21 protein-coding genes and 1 tRNA gene are annotated in these 18,560 nt (G+C 51.6%); 9 read left to right on the top strand and 13 right to left on the bottom strand.

Translation table 11 applies throughout. The annotated features are described in order from the left end of the window. Positions 1 to 3: 3 nt before the first annotated feature. Positions 4 to 1,395, bottom strand: coding sequence for a glycoside-pentoside-hexuronide family transporter (locus tag N1249_RS00405; protein WP_166718157.1), 1,392 nt, complete (start codon positions 1,393 to 1,395; stop codon positions 4 to 6). 289 nt (positions 1,396 to 1,684) lie between these two features. Here N1249_RS00405 and N1249_RS00400 point away from each other — a divergent pair. After that, positions 1,685 to 1,779, top strand: a tRNA-Sec gene (locus tag N1249_RS00400). 4 nt (positions 1,780 to 1,783) lie between these two features. Here the strand turns inward: N1249_RS00400 and N1249_RS00395 are convergent. The 3 genes from N1249_RS00395 to N1249_RS00385 are packed head-to-tail and all read right to left on the bottom strand — an operon-like array spanning position 1,784 to position 5,454. After that, positions 1,784 to 2,221, bottom strand: coding sequence for a hypothetical protein (locus N1249_RS00395; RefSeq protein ID WP_259833679.1), 438 nt, complete (start codon positions 2,219 to 2,221; stop codon positions 1,784 to 1,786). Next, complete coding sequence (locus tag N1249_RS00390; protein ID WP_259833677.1) at positions 2,218 to 5,223, bottom strand: RNA-directed DNA polymerase; 3,006 nt, start codon at positions 5,221 to 5,223, stop codon at positions 2,218 to 2,220. The genes N1249_RS00395 and N1249_RS00390 overlap by 4 nt, the downstream gene beginning before the upstream one ends. Positions 5,224 to 5,265: 42 nt before the next feature. Further along, positions 5,266 to 5,454 carry a toxin-antitoxin system HicB family antitoxin gene (locus N1249_RS00385; RefSeq protein WP_259833675.1) on the bottom strand — a complete coding sequence of 63 codons (189 nt, stop codon included), beginning with the start codon at positions 5,452 to 5,454 and terminating at the stop codon, positions 5,266 to 5,268. 136 nt (positions 5,455 to 5,590) lie between these two features. On the opposite strand from N1249_RS00385, the gene N1249_RS00380 reads away from it, so the two are divergent. Together N1249_RS00380 and N1249_RS00375 are read left to right on the top strand one after the other, a co-directional pair. Continuing rightward, positions 5,591 to 5,875, top strand: coding sequence for a SymE family type I addiction module toxin (locus tag N1249_RS00380; protein WP_259833674.1), 285 nt, complete (start codon positions 5,591 to 5,593; stop codon positions 5,873 to 5,875). Positions 5,876 to 5,928: 53 nt separating this feature from the next. After that, complete coding sequence (locus tag N1249_RS00375; protein WP_409193158.1) at positions 5,929 to 6,108, top strand: hypothetical protein; 180 nt, start codon at positions 5,929 to 5,931, stop codon at positions 6,106 to 6,108. A 109-nt stretch (positions 6,109 to 6,217) separates the two neighbouring features. Here N1249_RS00375 and N1249_RS00370 read toward each other — a convergent pair whose 3' ends face one another. Next, positions 6,218 to 6,655: an acetyltransferase gene (locus N1249_RS00370; RefSeq protein WP_259833673.1), complete on the bottom strand. Its 438-nt coding sequence runs from the start codon at positions 6,653 to 6,655 to the stop codon at positions 6,218 to 6,220. 175 nt (positions 6,656 to 6,830) lie between these two features. On the opposite strand from N1249_RS00370, the gene N1249_RS00365 reads away from it, so the two are divergent. Then, positions 6,831 to 7,439 (top strand): hypothetical protein, encoded by a 609-nt coding sequence (locus N1249_RS00365; protein WP_259833672.1) that lies wholly within the window; start codon positions 6,831 to 6,833, stop codon positions 7,437 to 7,439. Between the two features lie 56 nt (positions 7,440 to 7,495). On the opposite strand, the gene N1249_RS00360 is transcribed toward N1249_RS00365, so the two are convergent. Beyond that, positions 7,496 to 8,494: a class I SAM-dependent methyltransferase gene (locus tag N1249_RS00360; protein WP_259833670.1), complete on the bottom strand. Its 999-nt coding sequence runs from the start codon at positions 8,492 to 8,494 to the stop codon at positions 7,496 to 7,498. Positions 8,495 to 8,571: 77 nt separating this feature from the next. Continuing rightward, positions 8,572 to 9,096: a lipocalin family protein gene (locus N1249_RS00355; RefSeq protein ID WP_259833668.1), complete on the bottom strand. Its 525-nt coding sequence runs from the start codon at positions 9,094 to 9,096 to the stop codon at positions 8,572 to 8,574. Between the two features lie 117 nt (positions 9,097 to 9,213). Here N1249_RS00355 and N1249_RS00350 point away from each other — a divergent pair, with 117 nt between their 5' ends. From N1249_RS00350 to N1249_RS00340, 3 genes are all read left to right on the top strand, one after another. Continuing rightward, positions 9,214 to 9,939 carry a MerR family transcriptional regulator gene (locus tag N1249_RS00350; RefSeq protein ID WP_259833667.1) on the top strand — a complete coding sequence of 242 codons (726 nt, stop codon included), beginning with the start codon at positions 9,214 to 9,216 and terminating at the stop codon, positions 9,937 to 9,939. Positions 9,940 to 10,074: 135 nt separating this feature from the next. Then, positions 10,075 to 10,449, top strand: a complete 375-nt coding sequence (uraH, locus tag N1249_RS00345; RefSeq protein ID WP_409193182.1) for a hydroxyisourate hydrolase — start codon at positions 10,075 to 10,077, stop codon at positions 10,447 to 10,449. A gap of 101 nt (positions 10,450 to 10,550) precedes the next feature. Next, positions 10,551 to 11,510, top strand: a complete 960-nt coding sequence (locus N1249_RS00340; RefSeq protein WP_259833665.1) for a DUF523 and DUF1722 domain-containing protein — start codon at positions 10,551 to 10,553, stop codon at positions 11,508 to 11,510. 84 nt (positions 11,511 to 11,594) lie between these two features. On the opposite strand, the gene N1249_RS00335 is transcribed toward N1249_RS00340, so the two are convergent. Both N1249_RS00335 and N1249_RS00330 read right to left on the bottom strand, forming a co-directional pair. Continuing rightward, positions 11,595 to 12,122, bottom strand: a complete 528-nt coding sequence (locus N1249_RS00335) for an NAD(P)H-dependent oxidoreductase (protein ID WP_259833663.1) — start codon at positions 12,120 to 12,122, stop codon at positions 11,595 to 11,597. An 11-nt stretch (positions 12,123 to 12,133) separates the two neighbouring features. Continuing rightward, entirely contained in the window at positions 12,134 to 12,448 is a 315-nt protein-coding gene (locus tag N1249_RS00330) for a DUF1330 domain-containing protein (RefSeq protein ID WP_259833662.1), read from the bottom strand. A gap of 113 nt (positions 12,449 to 12,561) precedes the next feature. Here N1249_RS00330 and N1249_RS00325 point away from each other — a divergent pair, with 113 nt between their 5' ends. Then, positions 12,562 to 13,518, top strand: coding sequence for a LysR family transcriptional regulator (locus tag N1249_RS00325; protein ID WP_259833661.1), 957 nt, complete (start codon positions 12,562 to 12,564; stop codon positions 13,516 to 13,518). On the opposite strand, the gene N1249_RS00320 is transcribed toward N1249_RS00325, so the two are convergent. Continuing rightward, positions 13,503 to 14,600, bottom strand: coding sequence for an alkene reductase (locus N1249_RS00320; RefSeq protein ID WP_259833660.1), 1,098 nt, complete (start codon positions 14,598 to 14,600; stop codon positions 13,503 to 13,505). The genes N1249_RS00325 and N1249_RS00320 overlap by 16 nt on opposite strands. 131 nt (positions 14,601 to 14,731) lie before the next feature. On the opposite strand from N1249_RS00320, the gene N1249_RS00315 reads away from it, so the two are divergent. Continuing rightward, positions 14,732 to 15,820: an AAA family ATPase gene (locus N1249_RS00315; RefSeq protein ID WP_041161975.1), complete on the top strand. Its 1,089-nt coding sequence runs from the start codon at positions 14,732 to 14,734 to the stop codon at positions 15,818 to 15,820. Between the two features lie 28 nt (positions 15,821 to 15,848). Here the strand turns inward: N1249_RS00315 and N1249_RS00310 are convergent, their stop codons facing one another. The 3 genes from N1249_RS00310 to nlpA form a co-directional block, all read right to left on the bottom strand. Further along, complete coding sequence (locus tag N1249_RS00310) at positions 15,849 to 16,802, bottom strand: GlxA family transcriptional regulator (protein WP_259833657.1); 954 nt, start codon at positions 16,800 to 16,802, stop codon at positions 15,849 to 15,851. Between the two features lie 26 nt (positions 16,803 to 16,828). Further along, positions 16,829 to 17,608 (bottom strand): MBL fold metallo-hydrolase, encoded by a 780-nt coding sequence (locus N1249_RS00305; protein ID WP_259833655.1) that lies wholly within the window; start codon positions 17,606 to 17,608, stop codon positions 16,829 to 16,831. Between the two features lie 124 nt (positions 17,609 to 17,732). Further along, positions 17,733 to 18,551, bottom strand: coding sequence for a lipoprotein NlpA (gene nlpA / locus N1249_RS00300; RefSeq protein ID WP_257272312.1), 819 nt, complete (start codon positions 18,549 to 18,551; stop codon positions 17,733 to 17,735). Between the last annotated feature and the right edge of the window lie 9 nt (positions 18,552 to 18,560).

Below are 18,560 nucleotides of genomic sequence, written 5' to 3'. Positions count from 1 at the left end.
CTCTTAGTTCTGTAATTCTTTGCTGACCGGCAGGTTCTCGAACTCCTGCTGGTTGCGGCGCGCGCCCTGCGCCAGCTCGCCCATGATTTTGGTCAGGAATGGCGTTTTCAGCGTGTAATAGCGTTTGGCGATAATGGCGCTCAGCACATAGCACACCGCCGGTGCCAGCGTGAACAGGCCAACAATAATGCTGATGGTCGCGCTGTTTTGCGTTTTGGCTGCGGCATCGTAGCCACCGCCTGCCAGCATCCAGCCAATCATTGCCCCGCCCAGCGCCAGGCCGAGTTTCAGCACGAACAGCGTGCCCGCAAAGCTGATGCCGGTAAGGCGTTTGCCGTTGGTCCATTCGCCGTAGTCGACGGTGTCGGACATCATCACCCACTGGATTGGCGTGACCAGCTGGTGCAGCACGCCAATCACAAAGATGAAGGCGAACATCAAAATAGTGGCGTGGAACGGCACGAAGAACATCGCCACGCTGACCACCGCCAGGGCGGCGTTGGTCCACCAGAAGATGCTGACTTTGCATTTCCAGTCGGTGAGCGGTTTGGCGAGCGCGGAGCCAATCAGGTTGCCAACGCAGTAGGTGGTGAGGAACGCGACGAAAATTTCCGGCGAGCCCATGATCCAGGTGCAGTAGTACATCATCGCCCCACCGCGCACGCAGACGGCAAGGATGTTGAGGATGGTCAGCACGCCAACGATCCGCCACTGGTCGTTGTTCCAGATATCGCGCAGATCTTCACGCATGGAGGTGGTGCTTGGCGGCACCTGGATGCGCTCTTTGGTGGTGAAGAAGCAGAACGCCAGCATCAGGAACGCAACCACCGACAGCACGGCAATCCCGCCCTGGAATCCAAAGGCTTTGTCTTCGCCGCCAATCAGATTCACCAGCGGCATCATCAGCACGGTGGAGAGCATTCCACCCGCCGTCGCCAGGACAAAGCGCCATGATTGCAGGGAGATACGCTGTGTTGGGTCATTGGTGATAACCCCGCCCAGCGCGCAGTAAGGGATGTTGACCACGGTGTAGAGCAGGGTCAGCAAGGTGTAGGTGACGGCGGCGTAAATCAGTTTGCCGTTATGGCTGAGGTCCGGCGTGGTGTACGCCAGCACGCAGACGATGCCAAACGGGATGGCGCCGAACAATATCCACGGCCGGAACTTGCCCCAGCGGCTGCGGGTACGGTCGGCAATAAGGCCCATGCACGGATCGGAGATAGCATCGAGCGCACGCGCCAGCAGGAACATCGTCCCGACAAACCCGGCAGGGATGCCGAAGATATCGGTGTAGAAAAACATCATGTACAGCATCACGTTATCAAAAATGATGTGGCTGGCGGCATCACCCATGCCGTAACCAATTTTCTCTTTTACTGACAGAACTTCGCTCATCGTTTTTATCCTTCACGCTCCAGGAGGAGCTGAGACCGGTTTCAGATGTTGTAAACCATTGGTGAAGGAGCGGGTATTCTGATATCTCGTTAGCAGATTACGTTTCTTGTTTTTTGTGATCGCGTTAAAAGTTGATGAACACAAAGTGCTAACGTGAGGATTTTCTTAGGAATTAACTGAAATGGCTTAATACAGGTCAAAAGAGACGTGAAAAAAGTGTGTCGGGGTATGTGGTAAATGCCTGAAAGTAGCTATAATGCGCCCCGCCTCCATGTAGCAATGCAGGCGCGGAAGATCGTCATCTCCGGTGAGGTGGCTGGACTTCAAATCCAGTTGGGGACGCCAGCGTTCCCGGGCAGGTTCGACTCCTGTGATCTTCCGCCAAAATTTAGATAATAATGTCTTGAATTATTTTTTGTAGTTCGTTACTCCATTCTTTCTCTCTTACTGTTCTCGATATTTTTAAAAATTCTTTATGAATCAGCAATTGAGACTTAATAGTAGCTACCCATTTAGAATCTTCTGATTGCGTCTCCATTATTTGCTCGAAAGAGAATAGCATCGCAGAAACAAACCATCGATATTGGTCATATTCAAGAGTCTTATTTTCCGGTTTTTTTAAGCCACCAGAAAATTCGGGGCTTGCAATGCAAAGTTGCAAATATTGATGATAAATATCATATGCAATACTTTTTCTCTCTTCTTCTTTACTGCTTTTAAGCTGCTTATAACCAACCCAAGCAGCATAACCAGCAACAAAAACAGCTACAAAAGTCGCCAGATCAGATGCCAATGAAACCCATTTAGCCAATACGTCAACACTCATTTTTTATCTCCACTCCCTATGGTTGCATTCATTCTTTCTTTAGCCAAATCAAAACCTATCGGTACAGGCTTAAATCTTTCTTCTGGATCAGTCATAACACCAGTATGCTGATATTCTCTTAAAGGCAGAAAATCAATTTCTGCAATAACAAAATAATCATCTATTCCACCTTTCAATCTTACCATGTCACGCTCATATGACTTTCGGTATGGAGTTCTAACTCGACTATCGCCATACATCCTATTATTAACTTGGATAATAAATGAATGTATATCATGTGCCGCACCCTCGACTAAATAACTAAACGTATTTATATCGGCATTCCATTCTAAAAGAATCAATGCATCAACCTTTCCCTGAAATCGAACGCGATTGCGAGGATCAGTTAGATCACTACAAATTAACACTCCAAAGAAAAAATTTCCGTGCTGATATATTTGCGGTACATCTTTTAATAAAGATGGTTTGTACAAAACCTGCCCACTTGATTTTAAAGTCTTTTCTTCTTCATGAGATGGTTTTATTTTTGGCTGAATGATAATTAAATTTGTTGGATAGCCAGGCCAAACTGTAGCTAAAGAAACCAGTGAGTCATTTCGAAGGTCTTTCTCACCATTTAATTTATAATACTCCATGCCTGCTATAAAAGAGACACCTTGCTTACCAAGTTTTGATGCTATACTAACTGCCCATTTTCGTGGTACCGAACATTCAGGGAAAATTATATAATCAGTCCTTTTACGGGCTCGAAGGATATTATTTATTAAATCATTAGTTCTTTCATATCTCTCCAAAGTACGATTCGGAAAACCAGATACAACCATATTGTATGTTTGTAAGGTTGTTTCAAAACTAGTTAATGCTACATTCACCTTTTCTTTTCTGAAAAATGGTATTTGATAATTTATACCTTCATCGTGAGGAAAACTAAATTTTTCCTTATTTAATATTCTTGCACCTCTTAATCCCATAACACTTTTTTCAAAAAAGTCAGAATCTTCGAGAAGCCCAGGGCAAATAAGAACCATTTCCTGGATATTCAAAGGTCTAGTTGAAAAAGCTAATGCTGGCCAAAAAGGCCTCATCAATTTTACCCTTTTTCTAAAAGATTCTATTGATGGAAGTCGTAATAGATGGTGAATATTTTTCTCTGAGGGCATATCGATGCAAGTCGCATCGTTACTTTGCGAATGATACCAATAATCCTTATACGGTCTTAAACCTAGATCAGATATTAAAAGCATATTACTAATATATTTTAATTCATCGATCTGATATGAATCAGATCTAGAATTGGAAAGGGAGTTAATATTTTCAACTACACATTTCAAATCATTCCATGAATCAAATCCCTTAACAGTAGACGCTTTTATAACTGTTTCAACCAATTTTTTTACAAAGTACTCTATGCAATACTGAAGCTTATTATTCTCCTTCACATATGTAGTTTCTTTTATCAAATTAAACGTCAGGCCTATTTTATAAATAAAACTATTTAATTGTAAGAAATCCTCACAGCTAATCATTATTTGAAATATTCTTGGGAAATACTGAAAATATTCAAACATTCCTTTTGGAGATAATAGATACCTTTCACAAAGACCATAAAACTCATGTCGAATATGGCCCCATTCATTACGGGATAGATCTTTAGAGTAGCTCTCTACATCCCTAATTAACAATGATAACCCAAGCCTTCTGATAGAAATTGTATCGGCTTTCCTAAGAGCATCAGCTACTAACGAAGCATCAGAAGATGCAAGTAAGGTTTTTTCTGCCATTTGGATAGAATCTCTAGGAATGCTCGGCAACATCCGATACTCACTAGACTGAGCTCTTATTTGACTCGATATCTGATTTATTAGGTCTAAACCATGCTCAGAAGAAAGACTAAAAATCCTTTGCTTTTGCGTTTTAAACTTTAAATTAGAATCAAATGCATATTTAAATTTAATAGCCAAATCAGGCAATCCATTTTCATCGCGATCGATTTTTATACAATCAACTTTTTGTGAAATGTACCGAATTATTGCTTCACCACTTATAGTATCCTCAGGTGTTTCAAATACAAGAAATATGTCATCAACATATCTACCATAATAAATCGGGTTAATGTTTTTGTGAATATCTCTATCTAACTCAAACAATAATACATTAGATATTATTTTCGATGCTGACAAACCAACAGGTATGGCTCCTTGAGGGTTTTCTTTGTAGTCAGGAGTTTGGGAATACCAAGTCTTTATTGAATTTATAAGCAATTGAGTAAATGAAACCTCCTCGGGATTAAATTCAACGCCAATAGTTTTTAAAAATGATGACCTTAACATAAACTCTGGACTAATATTATGATAAAAACTTGCAACATCCATTGTCACGGCTGTTATATTCTTCCCATTTTTAAGAGATCGCTCCATTGATTTAAGACCATTTTTTCTCCAACTTTTATATGCTGTGAAATAAGGGATAAATAGTCCATTTGCATTTACATTTATCACATAATCTTTTTCTTCTGAATACTCTTGACTACCATATCGCCTTAATCTATTACCATAAGATAGCTTTTCATTTAATTTTTTTTCTAGTTTATGCCCTACTTTTAAAATCCATAATGCTGAAATAATTTGATAATTCACACTAGCATTAATAATAAGCCTATATTCTGCTTGAAGTTTCTTTTTATTTTCTTTAAATCTTTTACTCCAGTCTGTATTTGGGTCAACAGAACGGTAGTGCATAATTTGTTTCTTGTCCCACTCACTGTCATTTAACGCTTTTGGGATGTATAAATTCTCACCTAGAAAGGAAACATTATCTTCCCAACCAGAGTCTTTTTCCGTTAAATTACAATGTAACTCTTTAAGATTTTTATGTAGCTCAGACTCGTAATTAGAATACATTATGGAATTAGAATGAAAAGTATCAAAATAAGCTTCTTGCTTTGCTTTTCTATAGGCTATATAAAGATCGCTTAAACTAATAAATGATTCTGCAAGCAACATACTGAGTCTCCTGAACTCAAAGAGTTTATATTCATGAGGGTGTCATCGTTTTTTATCGTTCAGTCTAAGTATTTCCTGCCTTCCCAAAGATTTTAACCAATTCCCCAAACTCATCCCCTCAGCCTTTGCAGCAGCCTCAAACTGCGCCTTCAACTCCGGTGTAATGCGAATCTGAAAAGTTGGTGCTTTTCCGGATTTTGACTGATTTGGGTCGCGTTTGGCTGTTGACATGTACGTACCTATGAGAGCAAGATATCATCATTCAGGTACGTACCTTAACATACGATAGCCTGACACTAAAACGCCCTCGCCAGGTACTCGCAATACCGGACGAGAGCTAACCTCACCAACTATCAAGGAGTTGATTATGGCTGATTTGCATTCTACCCCAGACACCGACGAAACCGGAACCGAGCGTTCGTTAATTGTGGGATATCGCCCGAAGGTTCACGACAAAACCACGCCCAATATTATTCTTTCTGGCAAATGGCTGCGCGCAGCGGGGTTTGAAACCGGACATCAGGTCACGGTGAAAGTCATGAAAGGCTGCATCGTGTTGATGGCGTATAGCGAGAACGAGCAGAAGTTGCTGGACGATTACAAACACGCGCAAGCGAAGTTGACCGAAATCCAGGGTGCATTGGCTCATTAGTTTTTCCGGAAACCTGGATAACAAAACAGGCGGATAAGCCTTGAGGCAACAAAATGAAAACGTTAAATGAAGCGATTGCATCCCGTCCACCGGAAAGCCAACTGCGAGTTAAAGAGATGGCAGAGGAGATGAGCCTTGCAATCGATCTGCAACTGGATCAGGAAGAGGAAAAGCTGTCGCAAGCAACTTGTAAGCCGGACTTACAAGTTCCACCAGGGGTTAAGAACTCATAATAAGCATCATTATTCATGTTCTGTGACGTCGCACTCTCTCCCAAAGGGAGAGAGGACGTCCGTGCAGACATTTTTTGAGGGGAATTGCTGAGCCCCAGCGGGGTAGATATTATTCCCCCAACCGCATATGCAGCAGCGGAAACGGATTCCCCTGCCCGTCCAGCTCTGAGCGGCCAACCTGCTCAAACCCCATATGGCGATAAAACGCGACGCCCTGCGGGTTTTGCTCGTTAACATCCACTTCGTTCGCGCCAAAATGTTCAATAGCGTATTTCAGCAGTAATTTGCCGACACCTTTCCCGCGGCTTATATCATCAACGAACAACATTTCAATACGGTTTTCATCAACGCCTAAAAAGCCGTGAATAACGCCCGCGTCATCACGCGCGATCACGACCTTAAGATTGGGTAAATACGCGTTAAGCAATAACGGACGCAGCGCCGCAATATCGCTTTCCTGCAAAAAATGGTGAGTGGCACGAACGGAAGATTCCCAGATCGCGACAAGACGTTCGAATTGTGAGGGGACTGCATTTTCTATTTTCATGGGGGGATCATGGCTATCAGCCAACCTAAAATCAAGCCATCAGAAGTAGAGAAAAGTCTTAGGCCAAAGGGGAAAAGTTGCAGGGCTAATGCAAAGGCATGAATGTGAAAGCGCCAGCCAAGAACAAAACTACGATCTGAATACGATGGCTACATAAGCGGCTGGAGATCCTGAAATGGCAGATCAAAGCGATGGCTTTCTCAAAGATGAATATTTAAAACTACAGGACCAATATGAAGACTACGATCGCAGAGCTTTAGTGATAAAGGGATGGATTGGCGCTGGGGCATTGGCTGGGTTCGCATTGGGTACCAATGCAGACAAACATGTAACACTACTCACTCTGTTTGCTATTTCGTTGATCGCCCTGTGCTTTTGGTATCTCGAGGCAAAATGGAAAACGTTCCAGTATGCTATTGCGGATCGAATCCGGATTATTGAAGCGCACTTTCGCCAGGACCCACATGTGTTATTCAAAGATCCGAAGCCATTACAAATTTATCATTGGTGGTTTAAGTCTTACTCGAAAGATGAACCCATCTACGGTTACGAAACCGCCTACAGACCAGCCAAAAAATGGCACCGCTTCAGAAGCGCCGCATTTCAGGATTTTGTTCACCTACCCTATTCGCTCATTATTGTCCTCTGCATTTTGATAGGGGTAATAGACTCACTAGCGGATAAGCCTCCCTCTGATCCATGCAAACCTACATGTGTTCTGTCACAAGTTGTACCAGGGGTTGCAGTACCCTCAGCCGCCTATGTCTGTATCTTGAGCAAATAATAACGCTTCTCTGCGACCTGTCCCCCTCTCCCCAAAAAGGAGAGGGATCCGCTGAACTACGCCCGCACCTCCATCACCGCATACACCCCATCCTTCGGCACAATCACGGTGACATTTTCCACCGGCACACCCGCCGCGAGGTGAATATCCTGCAACTGCTGCAACGAGCGCGGGAAGATGTGTTCCCAGCCAATGCAGCGCAGGGTAAAGTCGATTTGCGGACTGCTGGTCAGCATGTTCGACACAATCACCGCGCCACCAGGCCTCACCAGCCGCAGCGCGCGTTGCAAAAAAATCGCCGCATCGGCGTCATTGAAATATTCGAAAATCCCCAACGCGTCGACCAGTTCGGCCTGATGGTCACCCAGCTCCAGCAGGAGATCCTCATTACGCACCAGGGTATGCACCAGATCGCGTCTGAGCAAAGTCAGCTGTTCACCCGCGGTCAGCCCTTCCTGCGCCGCCATGGTTTCCGCCCAGCGCAGAGCAACAGGATCTTTATCCACCAGCGTGAGATACACCTGTTGACCGTCGAGCTTCGCATTACGCAGCGCCTCCAGTACCGGGATGGCGGCACCGCTCGCCAGGCTGACCCAGTTATTTTCACTTTCGTTGTGAATGTATTTCTCCACCAGCGCGGCCAGCACGCGGGCGCGGGATCGCACGCCGATGGCATCGTTGGCATGGATAAACCACTGGCGGCTGTCGCTGTCCATTTTTGTGCCTTCGGGGAGACGGTCTTCCAGCGGATTTTGCACCACAAACAGCGCCAGCGCAGTGGGGACAAGCCGGGTGCGCCAGGCTTCCAGCGCCGGGCGGTTGCGGTAAGCCTGCTCAGAATAACGGTTTTGAGGAACAAGCACCGCCTGCCCTCCTTCTTCGAATTCAATCAGCGGCGGTCGCAGTGCCGGATCGGCTTTCAGCGCCCGATCAAGCGCAGCGATCTCCCGTGCAGTATCGTCCTTCATCGGCCACTGGTCGCTGACGTCGGGAAATGAGGCGCTAAAAATGGTCATATTCGCCGGCGCGTTGCCGCGAAAAGGCTGCCAGTTCATCTCATCGTCCCCCGTTGCGCTTTTAACGGAAGTCTATCCAGGCCAGCCAGTAATACCCTACGAAGAAAGCACGATCTTCACTGCTTCACCCACACCAGCTGGTCAACCCGGAAGCCCAGGCTGCGCGCGGTGTTCAGGTAATCCTGCTTCACCGCATCCGGGATGGTTGGCGTGCGCGACAGGATCCACAGATAGTCACGGTTCGGGCCGCTCACCAGCGCGTACTGGTACTTATCGTCCAGCCTGATCACGTTATACCCGCCATAGAACGGGCCGAAGAACGACACCTTCAGCGCGGCGGTAGTCGGCGCGCCGGTAAAGTACGCTTTACCTTCGCTCTCATTCCACTCGTGCTTAACCGAGTCGTAACCCCGGTTAAGCACGCTGATACCGCCGTCTCTACGCTCGCCATAGGTTGCCGTCACCTGCACCAGCCCGCGCTCAAAGCGGTTTTCCAGGCGGGCGATTTCGTACCATTTGCCGAGATAGCGGCTGGCATCAAAGCCGGTAATGGGCTGCACGCCTTTCGGTGGCGTGGGCGATTTACAGGCCACCAGGGTCAGGGCAATGGCGACACCGGTGACAACAGGCCATAGCTTCATGAGAATTCCTTTCATTTACACGGTTGGATGTTAAGTGTAGTGCAGCACTCTGACGCTTCATCCCGTCAGCAAAAATTCGTAGTATATTGAGATTATTCTACCTCTCCGGGCACTGACATGGCTTACTCCATCGGCGAATTCGCCAGACTCAGCGGCATCACCGCCACCACGCTGCGCGCGTGGCAGCGTCGCTATGGTTTGCTCAAGCCACAGCGCACCGAGGGTGGCCACCGTCTTTACAGCGAGGAAGACGTGCAGCAGGCGCTGAAAATCCTCGACTGGGTAAAAAAAGGCGTGCCGATTGGCCAGGTCAAACCGCTGCTGGAACGCCCGGTGCCGCGTCGCACCAACAACTGGCAGACGCTGCAACAAACCATGCTTGAGCGTCTCAAAGAGGGAAAAATCGAGTCCCTGCGCCAGATGATCTACGACGCTGGCCGGGAATATCCAAGGGCAGAACTGGTGGCGAACGTCCTGCGTCCGCTGCGCAGCCAGGTTTCAGCCAACGTTCCCGCCGCCATGACGCTGCGTGAAATCCTCGACGGCATCCTCATCGCCTACACCTCGTTTTGCCTGGAGGGCGATAAAAAAGCCCCGGGCGACAACATCCTGCTCACCGGCTGGTACCTGAACGACCCGTGCGAAGTCTGGCTCGAAGCCTTAACGCGTACCGGCCAGGGCCACCGTATCGACGTTTTGCCCATACCCCCTGCCATGCTGGCGCCGGAAATTTTTCCGGACAGGAAATGGTTGCTGGTAACCCGTGGCAAACTCACCGCGGCGCGGAAAAAACAGGTGGAGCAGTGGCAGCAGCAGGTATCGCTGGACGTCATTATCCTCTGATTATTTTCCTCTGCGGGAAACTTCACGAAAAGTTGAATATTTTCCCTCGCCGCAGATGCTAACGTTTTCCTGTGATTGATAACTCCACAGGAAAACACCGTGAAAAAGACAACCCCCCTGCTGATCCTGGCCGCCATGGCCTTTGCCCCCGCCGCGTTTAGCGCCCCTGTCGGTACGCTGAGCGTTCACGTTCTTGACCAGCAAACCGGCACACCACCTCCAGGCGTAACCGTCACGCTGGAAAAGCAGCAGCAGGATAAATGGATCCCGCTTGCCAGCGGCAAAACCGACCAGGACGGACGCATCAAATCCCTCTACCCTGAGGACCAGGATATGCAGCCAGGCATCTACAAAGTAACGTTCAAAACGGCTGATTACTTCCACGCGAAGAAGCTGGACACGTTCTTCCCGGCGATCCCGGTGCTGTTCACCGTGACCCGCACTAACGAAAAGCTGCACATCCCGCTTCTGCTTAGTCAGTACGGTTACTCGACTTACAAGGGCAGCTAATTACCATTGATTTTAAACGGAAAGAAAAAATAACTTCGCTAATACTTGGACAAATTACTCATGCTGTGTAAGTTTTAAGTATGACTCTGGAGGTACACACCATGACAACGAAACCTGTGCTGGGTATTAGCGGATGTTTGACCGGTTCCGCCGTTCGCTTTGACGGCGGGCACAAGCGTATGGGCTTTGTCATGGATGAACTGGCCCAGTGGGTCAGCTTCAGGCCGGTCTGCCCTGAAATGGCGATTGGCCTGCCTACGCCACGCCCTGCCATTCGTTTAACGCTGACAGACGGCGGTGACACACAACTGCGCTTCAGCAAACCACCTCACGAAAACCTCACGCAGAAAATGGCGGACTTTACGGCGGATTACCTGCCTAAAATCGACGATCTGGCGGGGTTTATCGTCTGTGCGAAATCGCCAAGCTGCGGCATGGAGCGCGTGCGTCTGTATGACGAAAACGGCAACCGGGGCCGCAAGGAGGGCGTCGGGCTGTTCACCTCCGCCCTCCTTGATTCCCGGCCGTGGCTGCCCGTAGAGGAAGATGGTCGTTTGCACGACCCGGTGCTGCGGGAAAACTTTATCGAGCGTGTTTTTGCCCTGCATGAGCTGAACACCCTGCGAGCCAACGGCCTGACGCGTCGCGCCCTACTGGATTTCCACAGCCGCTACAAACTACAGCTGCTGGCGCACCATCAGGCGGGCTACCGCGAGATCGGCCCGTTCGTCGCTTCGCTGCACGAGTGGAAAGACCTGGACGCCTTCTTCGTAGCGTACCGCGATAAGCTGATGGCGATCCTGAAGCAACCCGCCTCGCGGAAAAATCACACCAACGTGCTGATGCATATTCAGGGTTATTTTCGTAATCAGCTCAACAGCCGTCAGCGTGGCGAACTGCGCGATGTGATCCTGCACTATCGCGACGGGCTGCTGCCAATCCTCGCGCCGCTGACTCTGCTCAAACACTACATGGCCGAATATCCTGACCGGTATCTGATGACGCAAAACTACTTTGATCCCTATCCGGACGATTTAGGTCTGCGCCTGGCTATCACCTGAAAGAAAGTATGCGAAGGGTCCATGGAACGAAAGAGGCCCCAGGCAGTACCCCGTTTAGACGACACCCTCACTGTCGTCTTTTTTTTACGCAGCGACCAGCGCCTGAGCCAGCGCCTCGCGGAACTGCGGTAACTTGTCGCGATTCGCCGCCGCCACTTCATAAAACGCCAGCGGTGGCAGCCAGTTCATGCCCACGTACAGCGCGCTGGCTTTCATTGGGCTGAGCACCTCATCCATCGAACTTTGGATCAGCCCTTCGTGGGAGTACGTAAACGGACTGGCACCTGCGGAGGTGACCACCATCAGGCTTTTCCCTTTCAGGGCATCACCACCTGCACCAAACGCCCAGCCATACTGCCACACTTCATTCAGGTAGCCTTTCAGCATCGGCGTCAGGTTGAACCAGTGAGTCGGGTAGATAAACACCACGCGGTCAACGCCGTCATACGCCGCCTGCTCTGCCGCCACATCGATGGCGTTTACATCGTTGCCGTACATCGCTTCCAGATTGCGGACGATGACGTTCTCCACCCCCTCCGCCGTCTGCTGTAACGCATTGATAATACGAGACTGTGATGCATAAGGGTGGGATACAATCGCTAAGGTTTTCATAGTTGTCTCCTTTATTGTTGTTCCGGCATTACGCCTTTTACCAGCCAGGCGTTAGTGCTAGCGGCGGCGTGACGATAGTGAATGATCTCCTGATACGCAGGGGAGTCGTGCCAGGCGTGCGCCTGTTCCGCGCTGTCGAACTGCAACATCACCAGCATCCCCTGCGGGCCGTTGCCTTCCACTGTGTCGCACTGGCCGCCCATCACCAGGCGTTTACCGCCAAAGGCTTTATAGCTGGCCTCAACTTTTTCCCGGTACGGCTGCATCGCCGCAGGGTCATGAATAATCACATCAAAAATGAAATAAGCAGGTTCGGACACGTTCATACAAGTTCCTCACTGTGGGTTGATGGCGAGAGTATGTGCCCGTTTACTCGTAACGAGAATTAGGGTTATGGTTGATAGATAATCAACTTCAGGTTGTGAATGAGGAGTGAAAGATGGAGTTATCACAGCGCGTTCGCGCAATTGTCTCGTTCGTCGAAGCCGCCAGTGCGGGCAGTTTTGCCGCCGCGGCACGCAGCCAGGGGATCAGCCCTGCCGCGGTCAGTAAAAACATCGCCGGGCTGGAGCAGGCGCTGGGGGTCAGGCTGATGAACCGCACCACGCGCACCCTGAGCCTGACCGAAGAGGGAACCGCCTTTTTACAGCAGGCGCGGATTGCAATCGGCGCGCTGGATACAGCGATGGACGCCGTGGTAGCGCGCAAAATGGAAACCCGCGGCCATGTGCGCATCTCCACCAGCGCCGCTTTCGGGCGTGAGCAGTTACTCCCGGTACTGCCGGGGCTGCGGGCACGTTATCCGGGTATCTCCGTCGAAGTGGATTTCGACGACCGGGTGACAGACCTGATTGCCGACGGTTACGACCTGACGATCCGCGGCGGGCGCATTGTCGATTCGTCGCTGATTTCGCGGCCCGTCTGCCAGCTCAAAACCGCGCTGGTTGCTTCGCCGGAGTATCTGGCGCGTTGCGGAGTCCCTAAAACACCTGCCGACCTGGCGCAGCATCATCTTATCGCCCGGCGATTTTTAGGGGGACGCGTCTCACCGTGGGGGTTCAGGGCAAGCGATGGCAGCCTGACCACGATTGAGCCAGACGCTGCGGCAGTGACGCTCTCTGCGCCAGAAGCCCAGACGCAGGCGGCACTGTTAGGGTTGGGTATTGCTCAGGTGGGAGTGCATCACGCGCTGGCGCATTTGCAGACCGGGGCGCTAAAAGCCGTGCTGGTCGGTCAGCACGACCCCGGTAATTACGAGATGGTTATCCAGTATCCCCACCGTGCGCTGGTCGCGCCACGCGTGAAAGCCACGGTGGAGTATTTACTGGATGCCTTTCATCAGGATGCGTCGCTGCATTTCCCGCCCGAAAGGCTGGCCGATTACGCCGCCGGGTAGTCGATGTACCCTTCTTTACCGCCACCGAAGAACTGCTCTCTGACCGGAGTATTAAGAGGCAGATTGTTTGCCAGACGGTGCGGCAGATCCGGGTTGGCGATAAACGGACGACCAAAGCCAATCAGATCCGCCCAGCCGTTCGCCAGCGCCTCTTCGGCACGCGCTTTGGTGTATTTCCCGGAGTAGATCAGCGTGCCGTGGAAGATAATGCGCAGCGCCTCTTTAAACGCGGCAGGCATTACCGGAGCGTCGTCCCAGTCGGCTTCTGCAATGTGGATGTAGGCGATACCGATGTCGTTCAGCACGCTGGCAGCGGCCAGATAGGTGGCTTCCGGGGTGTCATCTTTCGACCCCATCAGCGTGGTCAGCGGTGCCAGGCGAATGCCCACGCGCTCTTTACCAATCGCGGCAGAAACAGCTTCCACCACCTCTTTCATAAAGCGCAGGCGGTTTTGCAGCGCGCCGCCGTATTCGTCGTCACGCAGGTTCGCCTGAGAATCAATAAACTGGTTGATCAGATAGCCGTTGGCCCCGTGCAGCTCAATGCCGTCAAACCCTGCGGCAATGGCATTGCGCGCCGCCTGGGCGTAATCGTTGACGATAGCCGGGATCTCTTCAATCGCCAGCGCACGCGGCAGGGTGTGTTGCACCATTTCGCCCACGCCATTTTGCGGGCCACGACCTTCCACATCCACAAACACCTTCACACCGTCGGCCTGAATGGCAGACGAAGAAACCGGTGCCGCGCCGCCCGGTTGCAGCACGGTGTGGGAAACGCGTCCCACGTGCCACAGCTGAGCAAAGATTTTACCGCCCGCGTGGTGTACCGCGTCGGTGACTTTTTTCCAGCCCGCAATTTGCGCGTCGGAATAGATACCCGGTGTCCAGGCATAGCCCTGACCCTGCTGGCTGATCTGGGTGCCTTCGCTGATGATAAGCCCGGCGCTGGCGCGCTGGGCGTAGTAGTCGGCCATCATATCGGTGGCAACATCGCCTGCTCCGGCGCGGGAACGCGTCATCGGCGGCATCACGATACGGTTTTGTAATGGCAGGGTATTAAGGGCATATTTATCAAATAACATGGTGGATTCCTCAGTTCGTTCCGCTGCCAGCAGCAGCGCGATGACATGAGCATACGCCGACGTTTTAGTGACTTAAATGATATGAATGACAATAGACTATTGCTCTTTTGTTCAAAAACAGGCCCTCGCTGATGATTAACACCCTGCACATTCAGAATTACCGCTCAATCCGCGATATGTCGCTGGAGCTGGAACAGCTCAACATCGTCTTCGGCCCAAACGGCACCGGGAAATCGAATATCTATAAGGCGATTTACCTGATGCACAGCGCGGCGCAGGGGCAGTTTTCTCAGGCACTGGCGAATGAGGGCGGGATTTTGAAAGTGTTCTGGGCAGGCAAAACGCGCAGCGACCAGCTGAGGCGTATGAACCTGGCGGTGGAAACCGAAACCTACGAATACGAATTGCAGGTGGGCTTTGTCGAAAAGCTGCCCTATCCGTCGCAGTTTCAGCTCGACCCGGTGATCAAAGAAGAGTCCATCTGGCTGAGCGGCCAGCATCGTCGCCCGTCGTCACAGCTGATGAAGCGCAAAAACCAGGCCGTGTTTCTGAATAACGTGCATCACGAAAAAGTGACCCACAGCGGCACGCTGTATGAGAACGAATCGGTGTTCGGGCAGCTCGGCGAACCGCACCTCTACCCGGAAGTGTCGCAGATGCGCGAATCCCTGCGGAACTGGCGTTTTTATCACGAGTTTTCGGTCTCATCCGGCTCGGCGATCCGCGCTCCGCAGGTTGGCTTCCGCTCGCCGGTGCTGGCCAGCGACGGTTCCAACCTGGCTGCGGCGTTTCAGACGATTGTCGAGATTGGCGACGAGTTGTTGCTGATGCGCATCCTCGATCAGGCGTTCCCCGGCTGCGTGTTTTACAGCGACAATTCGGGCGGACGTTTTCGCATGATGATGCAGCGCGAAGGGTTAAGCCGGCCGCTGGAGCCGGCTGAGTTTTCCGATGGCACGCTGCGTTTCCTGTGCCTGGCGGTAGCGTTGCTAAGCCCGCGCCCACCGGCCTTTATCGCCCTCAACGAGCCGGAAAACAGCCTGCATCCGCAGATGCTGCCCGCGCTGGCGAGCCTGATTGCCGAGGCCAGCCGCTACTCGCAGATCTGGCTGACCAGCCACTCGCCGGAGCTGGCGAAGCTGATTGAAAAACACCGTTCGTTTTCGCTGTATCAGCTGTCGATGGCGGAAGGAGAGACGAAGATGGAGCGGCTGGGATAAACGCCGGGTGGCGCTGCGCTTACCCGGCCTACGAATGAGTCCGAAAGGTCTTGCGCCATTCCGCCGGGCTGACTCCAAAACGCGCCTTAAACTGCTGGCGATACGTCACCGCCGACACAAATCCCACCTGCTCAGCCACGCTTTCGATCGGCAGATTTCCGGCTTCAAGGAGGATCTGGCTGCGCCGCAGGCGCTCGGCGGTCAGCCAGTCGGCGACGCTCATACCCGTCGCTTTAACAAAATGGCGGGTCAGGGTGCGGCGGCTCATGGATACAAGCTCCGCCAGAGAGTCCAGATTATGCGGCTCGGTAATATGCTGCTGGAGATAATCGATCAGGCAGTTAATCTGCGCATCGCGGGTATCTTTGGGTACCGGCTGGGCAATAAACTGCGCCTGCCCGCCTTCACGGTGCGGTGGCACAATCATCCGCCGGGCAATCTGGTTAGCCACCACGCTGCCGAAGCGCTGGCGGATAATATACAAACAGCAATCCAGTGCGGCAGCGGTGCCCGCGGACGTGATGATGTTGTCGTCATCAACATAGAGCGCGTTGATATCCAGCCGCACCTCGGGAAACTGTGACGCAAACTGGCGCTCGAACTCCCAGTGGGTTGCCGCGCGTTTGCCGTCGAGAATGCCCGCGTAGCCCAGTACAAACGAGCCCAGACACAGCCCGACGATCTCCGCGCCGTTGTCCCTTGCCTGGACCAGGCTGTCGAGCAGTATCTGCGGCGGGCGTTCCAGAACGTGCTGCCAGTAAGGCACCACCACGATATCGGCCTGCGCAATCGCGGAATAATCCTGCGAGGCATTGAGCGCAAATCCGTCTCTGGAGGTCAGTAATCCCGGCTTTTCGGCGCAAATCGTGACATTAAAGCGCTTTTCACCGGATACCGTATCGCCAAACAGAATGCAGGGAACGGAGTAGTGGAACGGGCTAAACCCGTCCACCGCGACAATCGCAACGTTTACTGGTGGCATCTGTCTCTCCTTTCCCTTTGTGATGTTCAGAATATAACGCTTTCGCCGTCCTGGGGAATGCTCAGCGCATCACTGAACTGATTGGCTTCAGCATACTCACGCAGCGCGTGGCGGGTTAACAGGCAGTGGTTGATCGCCTCCATATGGGTCGCCACAATCTGCGCCTGCGGCAGCAGGAAATGGACGTTCAGCACATCCTGATCGCCCATGATAATCGGCCCGAAACCAAGCACATGCGCATAACCGGCATTGAGTACCACCACATCCGGCTGGTGTTTTTGCAGATCGGCCGCCACCTCTTCGCGCCAGATGGTATCGCCTGCGATGTACAGCGTCTTCTCGTCAGGATGGCGGAAAACCACGCCGCAGGCTTCGCCCAGACGTTCTGCCAGCTCCGGCACGGCGTAAGCGCGATCGGTACCGTGCTGGCCGCCCTGGGTTTTCGCGATGCGGATATCGCCAAAGGTCGTCTCTTCGGTCATCACCGTCAGGTGAGTAAACCCCTGGCTGCGCAGCAGCGCGGCGTCGCTGTCGTTTTGCACGTAAACAGGCTTGTCTTTGGCGATCAGCTCAATGGCCGCTTGATCCCAGTGATCGTCATGGGTGTGGGTGACAATCACCGCATCGGCATCCAGCAGCGTTTTTACGTCAACGGGCAGTTCGACCATCGGGTTGCGAATGTCTGCGCGTGCCGTACCCGAAAAACCAGGATACGCGCCTTTTGGCGCCAGCATCGGGTCAATTAAAAAACGTTTTCCGGCGTAGGTAATCAGCTGGGTGGCATTGCGAATCTGGGTGATGTTCATGGGTTATCCTCCGGTTGGTGTGATAAGGAGAATAGCCAGAGGAGCCGTTTTGCGATGTGGGCTAAAGGGCGATGATCGATGGAATCGGGTCAATGTGAAAAGGCGGGTTTCCCCGCCAGAATGCTTACCAGCCCGGCACCGCGCCGCCGTTAAAGATTGTCTCGGCCGCTTTCGCCACCTCAGGTGACTGATACGACTGAATAAACTCTTTCACGTTCTCGGCGTCTTTGTTGTCTTCACGCGTCACTACAATGTTCACGTACGGTGAATTTTTGTCTTCGATAAACACCCCATCATGCACCGGTGACAGCCCGGTCTGCTGGAGATAGGTGGTGCTGATGATGGCGACATCGACTTTCGGGTCATCCAGCACGCGTGGCAGTTGCGCCCCTTCCAGCTCCATGATTTTCAGGTTTTTGGGATTTGCGGTGATATCCAGTGCCGTCGGCAGCAGGCCCACGTCTGGCTTGAGGGTAATCAGCTTCTCTTTTTGCAGCAGCAACAGCGCACGGCCGAGGTTGGTCGGATCGTTCGGAATGGCAATGGTTGCGCCATCCTTCAGGTCAGATACGGATTTTATCTTGCGGGAATAACCGGCCATCGGGAAGACGAAGGTATTGGCCACCGCCACCAGCTTGTAGCCGTGCGCCTTGTTATCTTCCGCGAGGAACGGGCGGTGCTGGAAGACGTTGGCATCCAGTTCACCGTGGTTGGTGGCATCGTTTGGCAGCAGCGATCCGCTAAAGCCGACCAGCTCGACATCCAGGCCATACTTCTCTTTTGCGACCTTTTTGGCAACTTCCGCCACATCCTGCTCCGCGCCGTTAATCACGCCGACTTTAATGTGTTTGGCATCGCTGCCGCCTTGATCGCAACCCGCCAGCAGCAGGCCCGCGAGAACCAGAGCACCCAATCGAAATTTCACCAGACAGTTCCTTTTGATAAACGTTTT

Source organism: Enterobacter sp. CP102 (genome assembly GCF_025152625.1).
Lineage (GTDB): Bacteria > Pseudomonadota > Gammaproteobacteria > Enterobacterales > Enterobacteriaceae > Enterobacter > Enterobacter soli.
The sequence above is the reverse complement of the archived record's forward strand: the minus strand, read 5'-3'. Positions and strand labels throughout refer to the sequence as shown.

Excerpts from the sequence above, each read along its gene's own strand:
- N1249_RS00405 (WP_166718157.1), bottom strand. The coding sequence starts at position 1,395 with ATGAGCGAAGTTCTGTCAGTAAAAGAGAAAATTGGTTACGGCATGGGT.
- N1249_RS00395 (WP_259833679.1), bottom strand. The coding sequence starts at position 2,221 with ATGAGTGTTGACGTATTGGCTAAATGGGTTTCATTGGCATCTGATCTG.
- N1249_RS00390 (WP_259833677.1), bottom strand. The coding sequence starts at position 5,223 with ATGTTGCTTGCAGAATCATTTATTAGTTTAAGCGATCTTTATATAGCC.
- N1249_RS00385 (WP_259833675.1), bottom strand. The coding sequence starts at position 5,454 with ATGTCAACAGCCAAACGCGACCCAAATCAGTCAAAATCCGGAAAAGCA.
- N1249_RS00380 (WP_259833674.1), top strand. The coding sequence starts at position 5,591 with ATGGCTGATTTGCATTCTACCCCAGACACCGACGAAACCGGAACCGAG.
- N1249_RS00375 (WP_409193158.1), top strand. The coding sequence starts at position 5,929 with ATGAAAACGTTAAATGAAGCGATTGCATCCCGTCCACCGGAAAGCCAA.
- N1249_RS00370 (WP_259833673.1), bottom strand. The coding sequence starts at position 6,655 with ATGAAAATAGAAAATGCAGTCCCCTCACAATTCGAACGTCTTGTCGCG.
- N1249_RS00365 (WP_259833672.1), top strand. The coding sequence starts at position 6,831 with ATGGCAGATCAAAGCGATGGCTTTCTCAAAGATGAATATTTAAAACTA.
- N1249_RS00360 (WP_259833670.1), bottom strand. The coding sequence starts at position 8,494 with ATGAACTGGCAGCCTTTTCGCGGCAACGCGCCGGCGAATATGACCATT.
- N1249_RS00355 (WP_259833668.1), bottom strand. The coding sequence starts at position 9,096 with ATGAAGCTATGGCCTGTTGTCACCGGTGTCGCCATTGCCCTGACCCTG.
- N1249_RS00350 (WP_259833667.1), top strand. The coding sequence starts at position 9,214 with ATGGCTTACTCCATCGGCGAATTCGCCAGACTCAGCGGCATCACCGCC.
- uraH (WP_409193182.1), top strand. The coding sequence starts at position 10,075 with ATGGCCTTTGCCCCCGCCGCGTTTAGCGCCCCTGTCGGTACGCTGAGC.
- N1249_RS00340 (WP_259833665.1), top strand. The coding sequence starts at position 10,551 with ATGACAACGAAACCTGTGCTGGGTATTAGCGGATGTTTGACCGGTTCC.
- N1249_RS00335 (WP_259833663.1), bottom strand. The coding sequence starts at position 12,122 with ATGAAAACCTTAGCGATTGTATCCCACCCTTATGCATCACAGTCTCGT.
- N1249_RS00330 (WP_259833662.1), bottom strand. The coding sequence starts at position 12,448 with ATGAACGTGTCCGAACCTGCTTATTTCATTTTTGATGTGATTATTCAT.
- N1249_RS00325 (WP_259833661.1), top strand. The coding sequence starts at position 12,562 with ATGGAGTTATCACAGCGCGTTCGCGCAATTGTCTCGTTCGTCGAAGCC.
- N1249_RS00320 (WP_259833660.1), bottom strand. The coding sequence starts at position 14,600 with ATGTTATTTGATAAATATGCCCTTAATACCCTGCCATTACAAAACCGT.
- N1249_RS00315 (WP_041161975.1), top strand. The coding sequence starts at position 14,732 with ATGATTAACACCCTGCACATTCAGAATTACCGCTCAATCCGCGATATG.
- N1249_RS00310 (WP_259833657.1), bottom strand. The coding sequence starts at position 16,802 with ATGCCACCAGTAAACGTTGCGATTGTCGCGGTGGACGGGTTTAGCCCG.
- N1249_RS00305 (WP_259833655.1), bottom strand. The coding sequence starts at position 17,608 with ATGAACATCACCCAGATTCGCAATGCCACCCAGCTGATTACCTACGCC.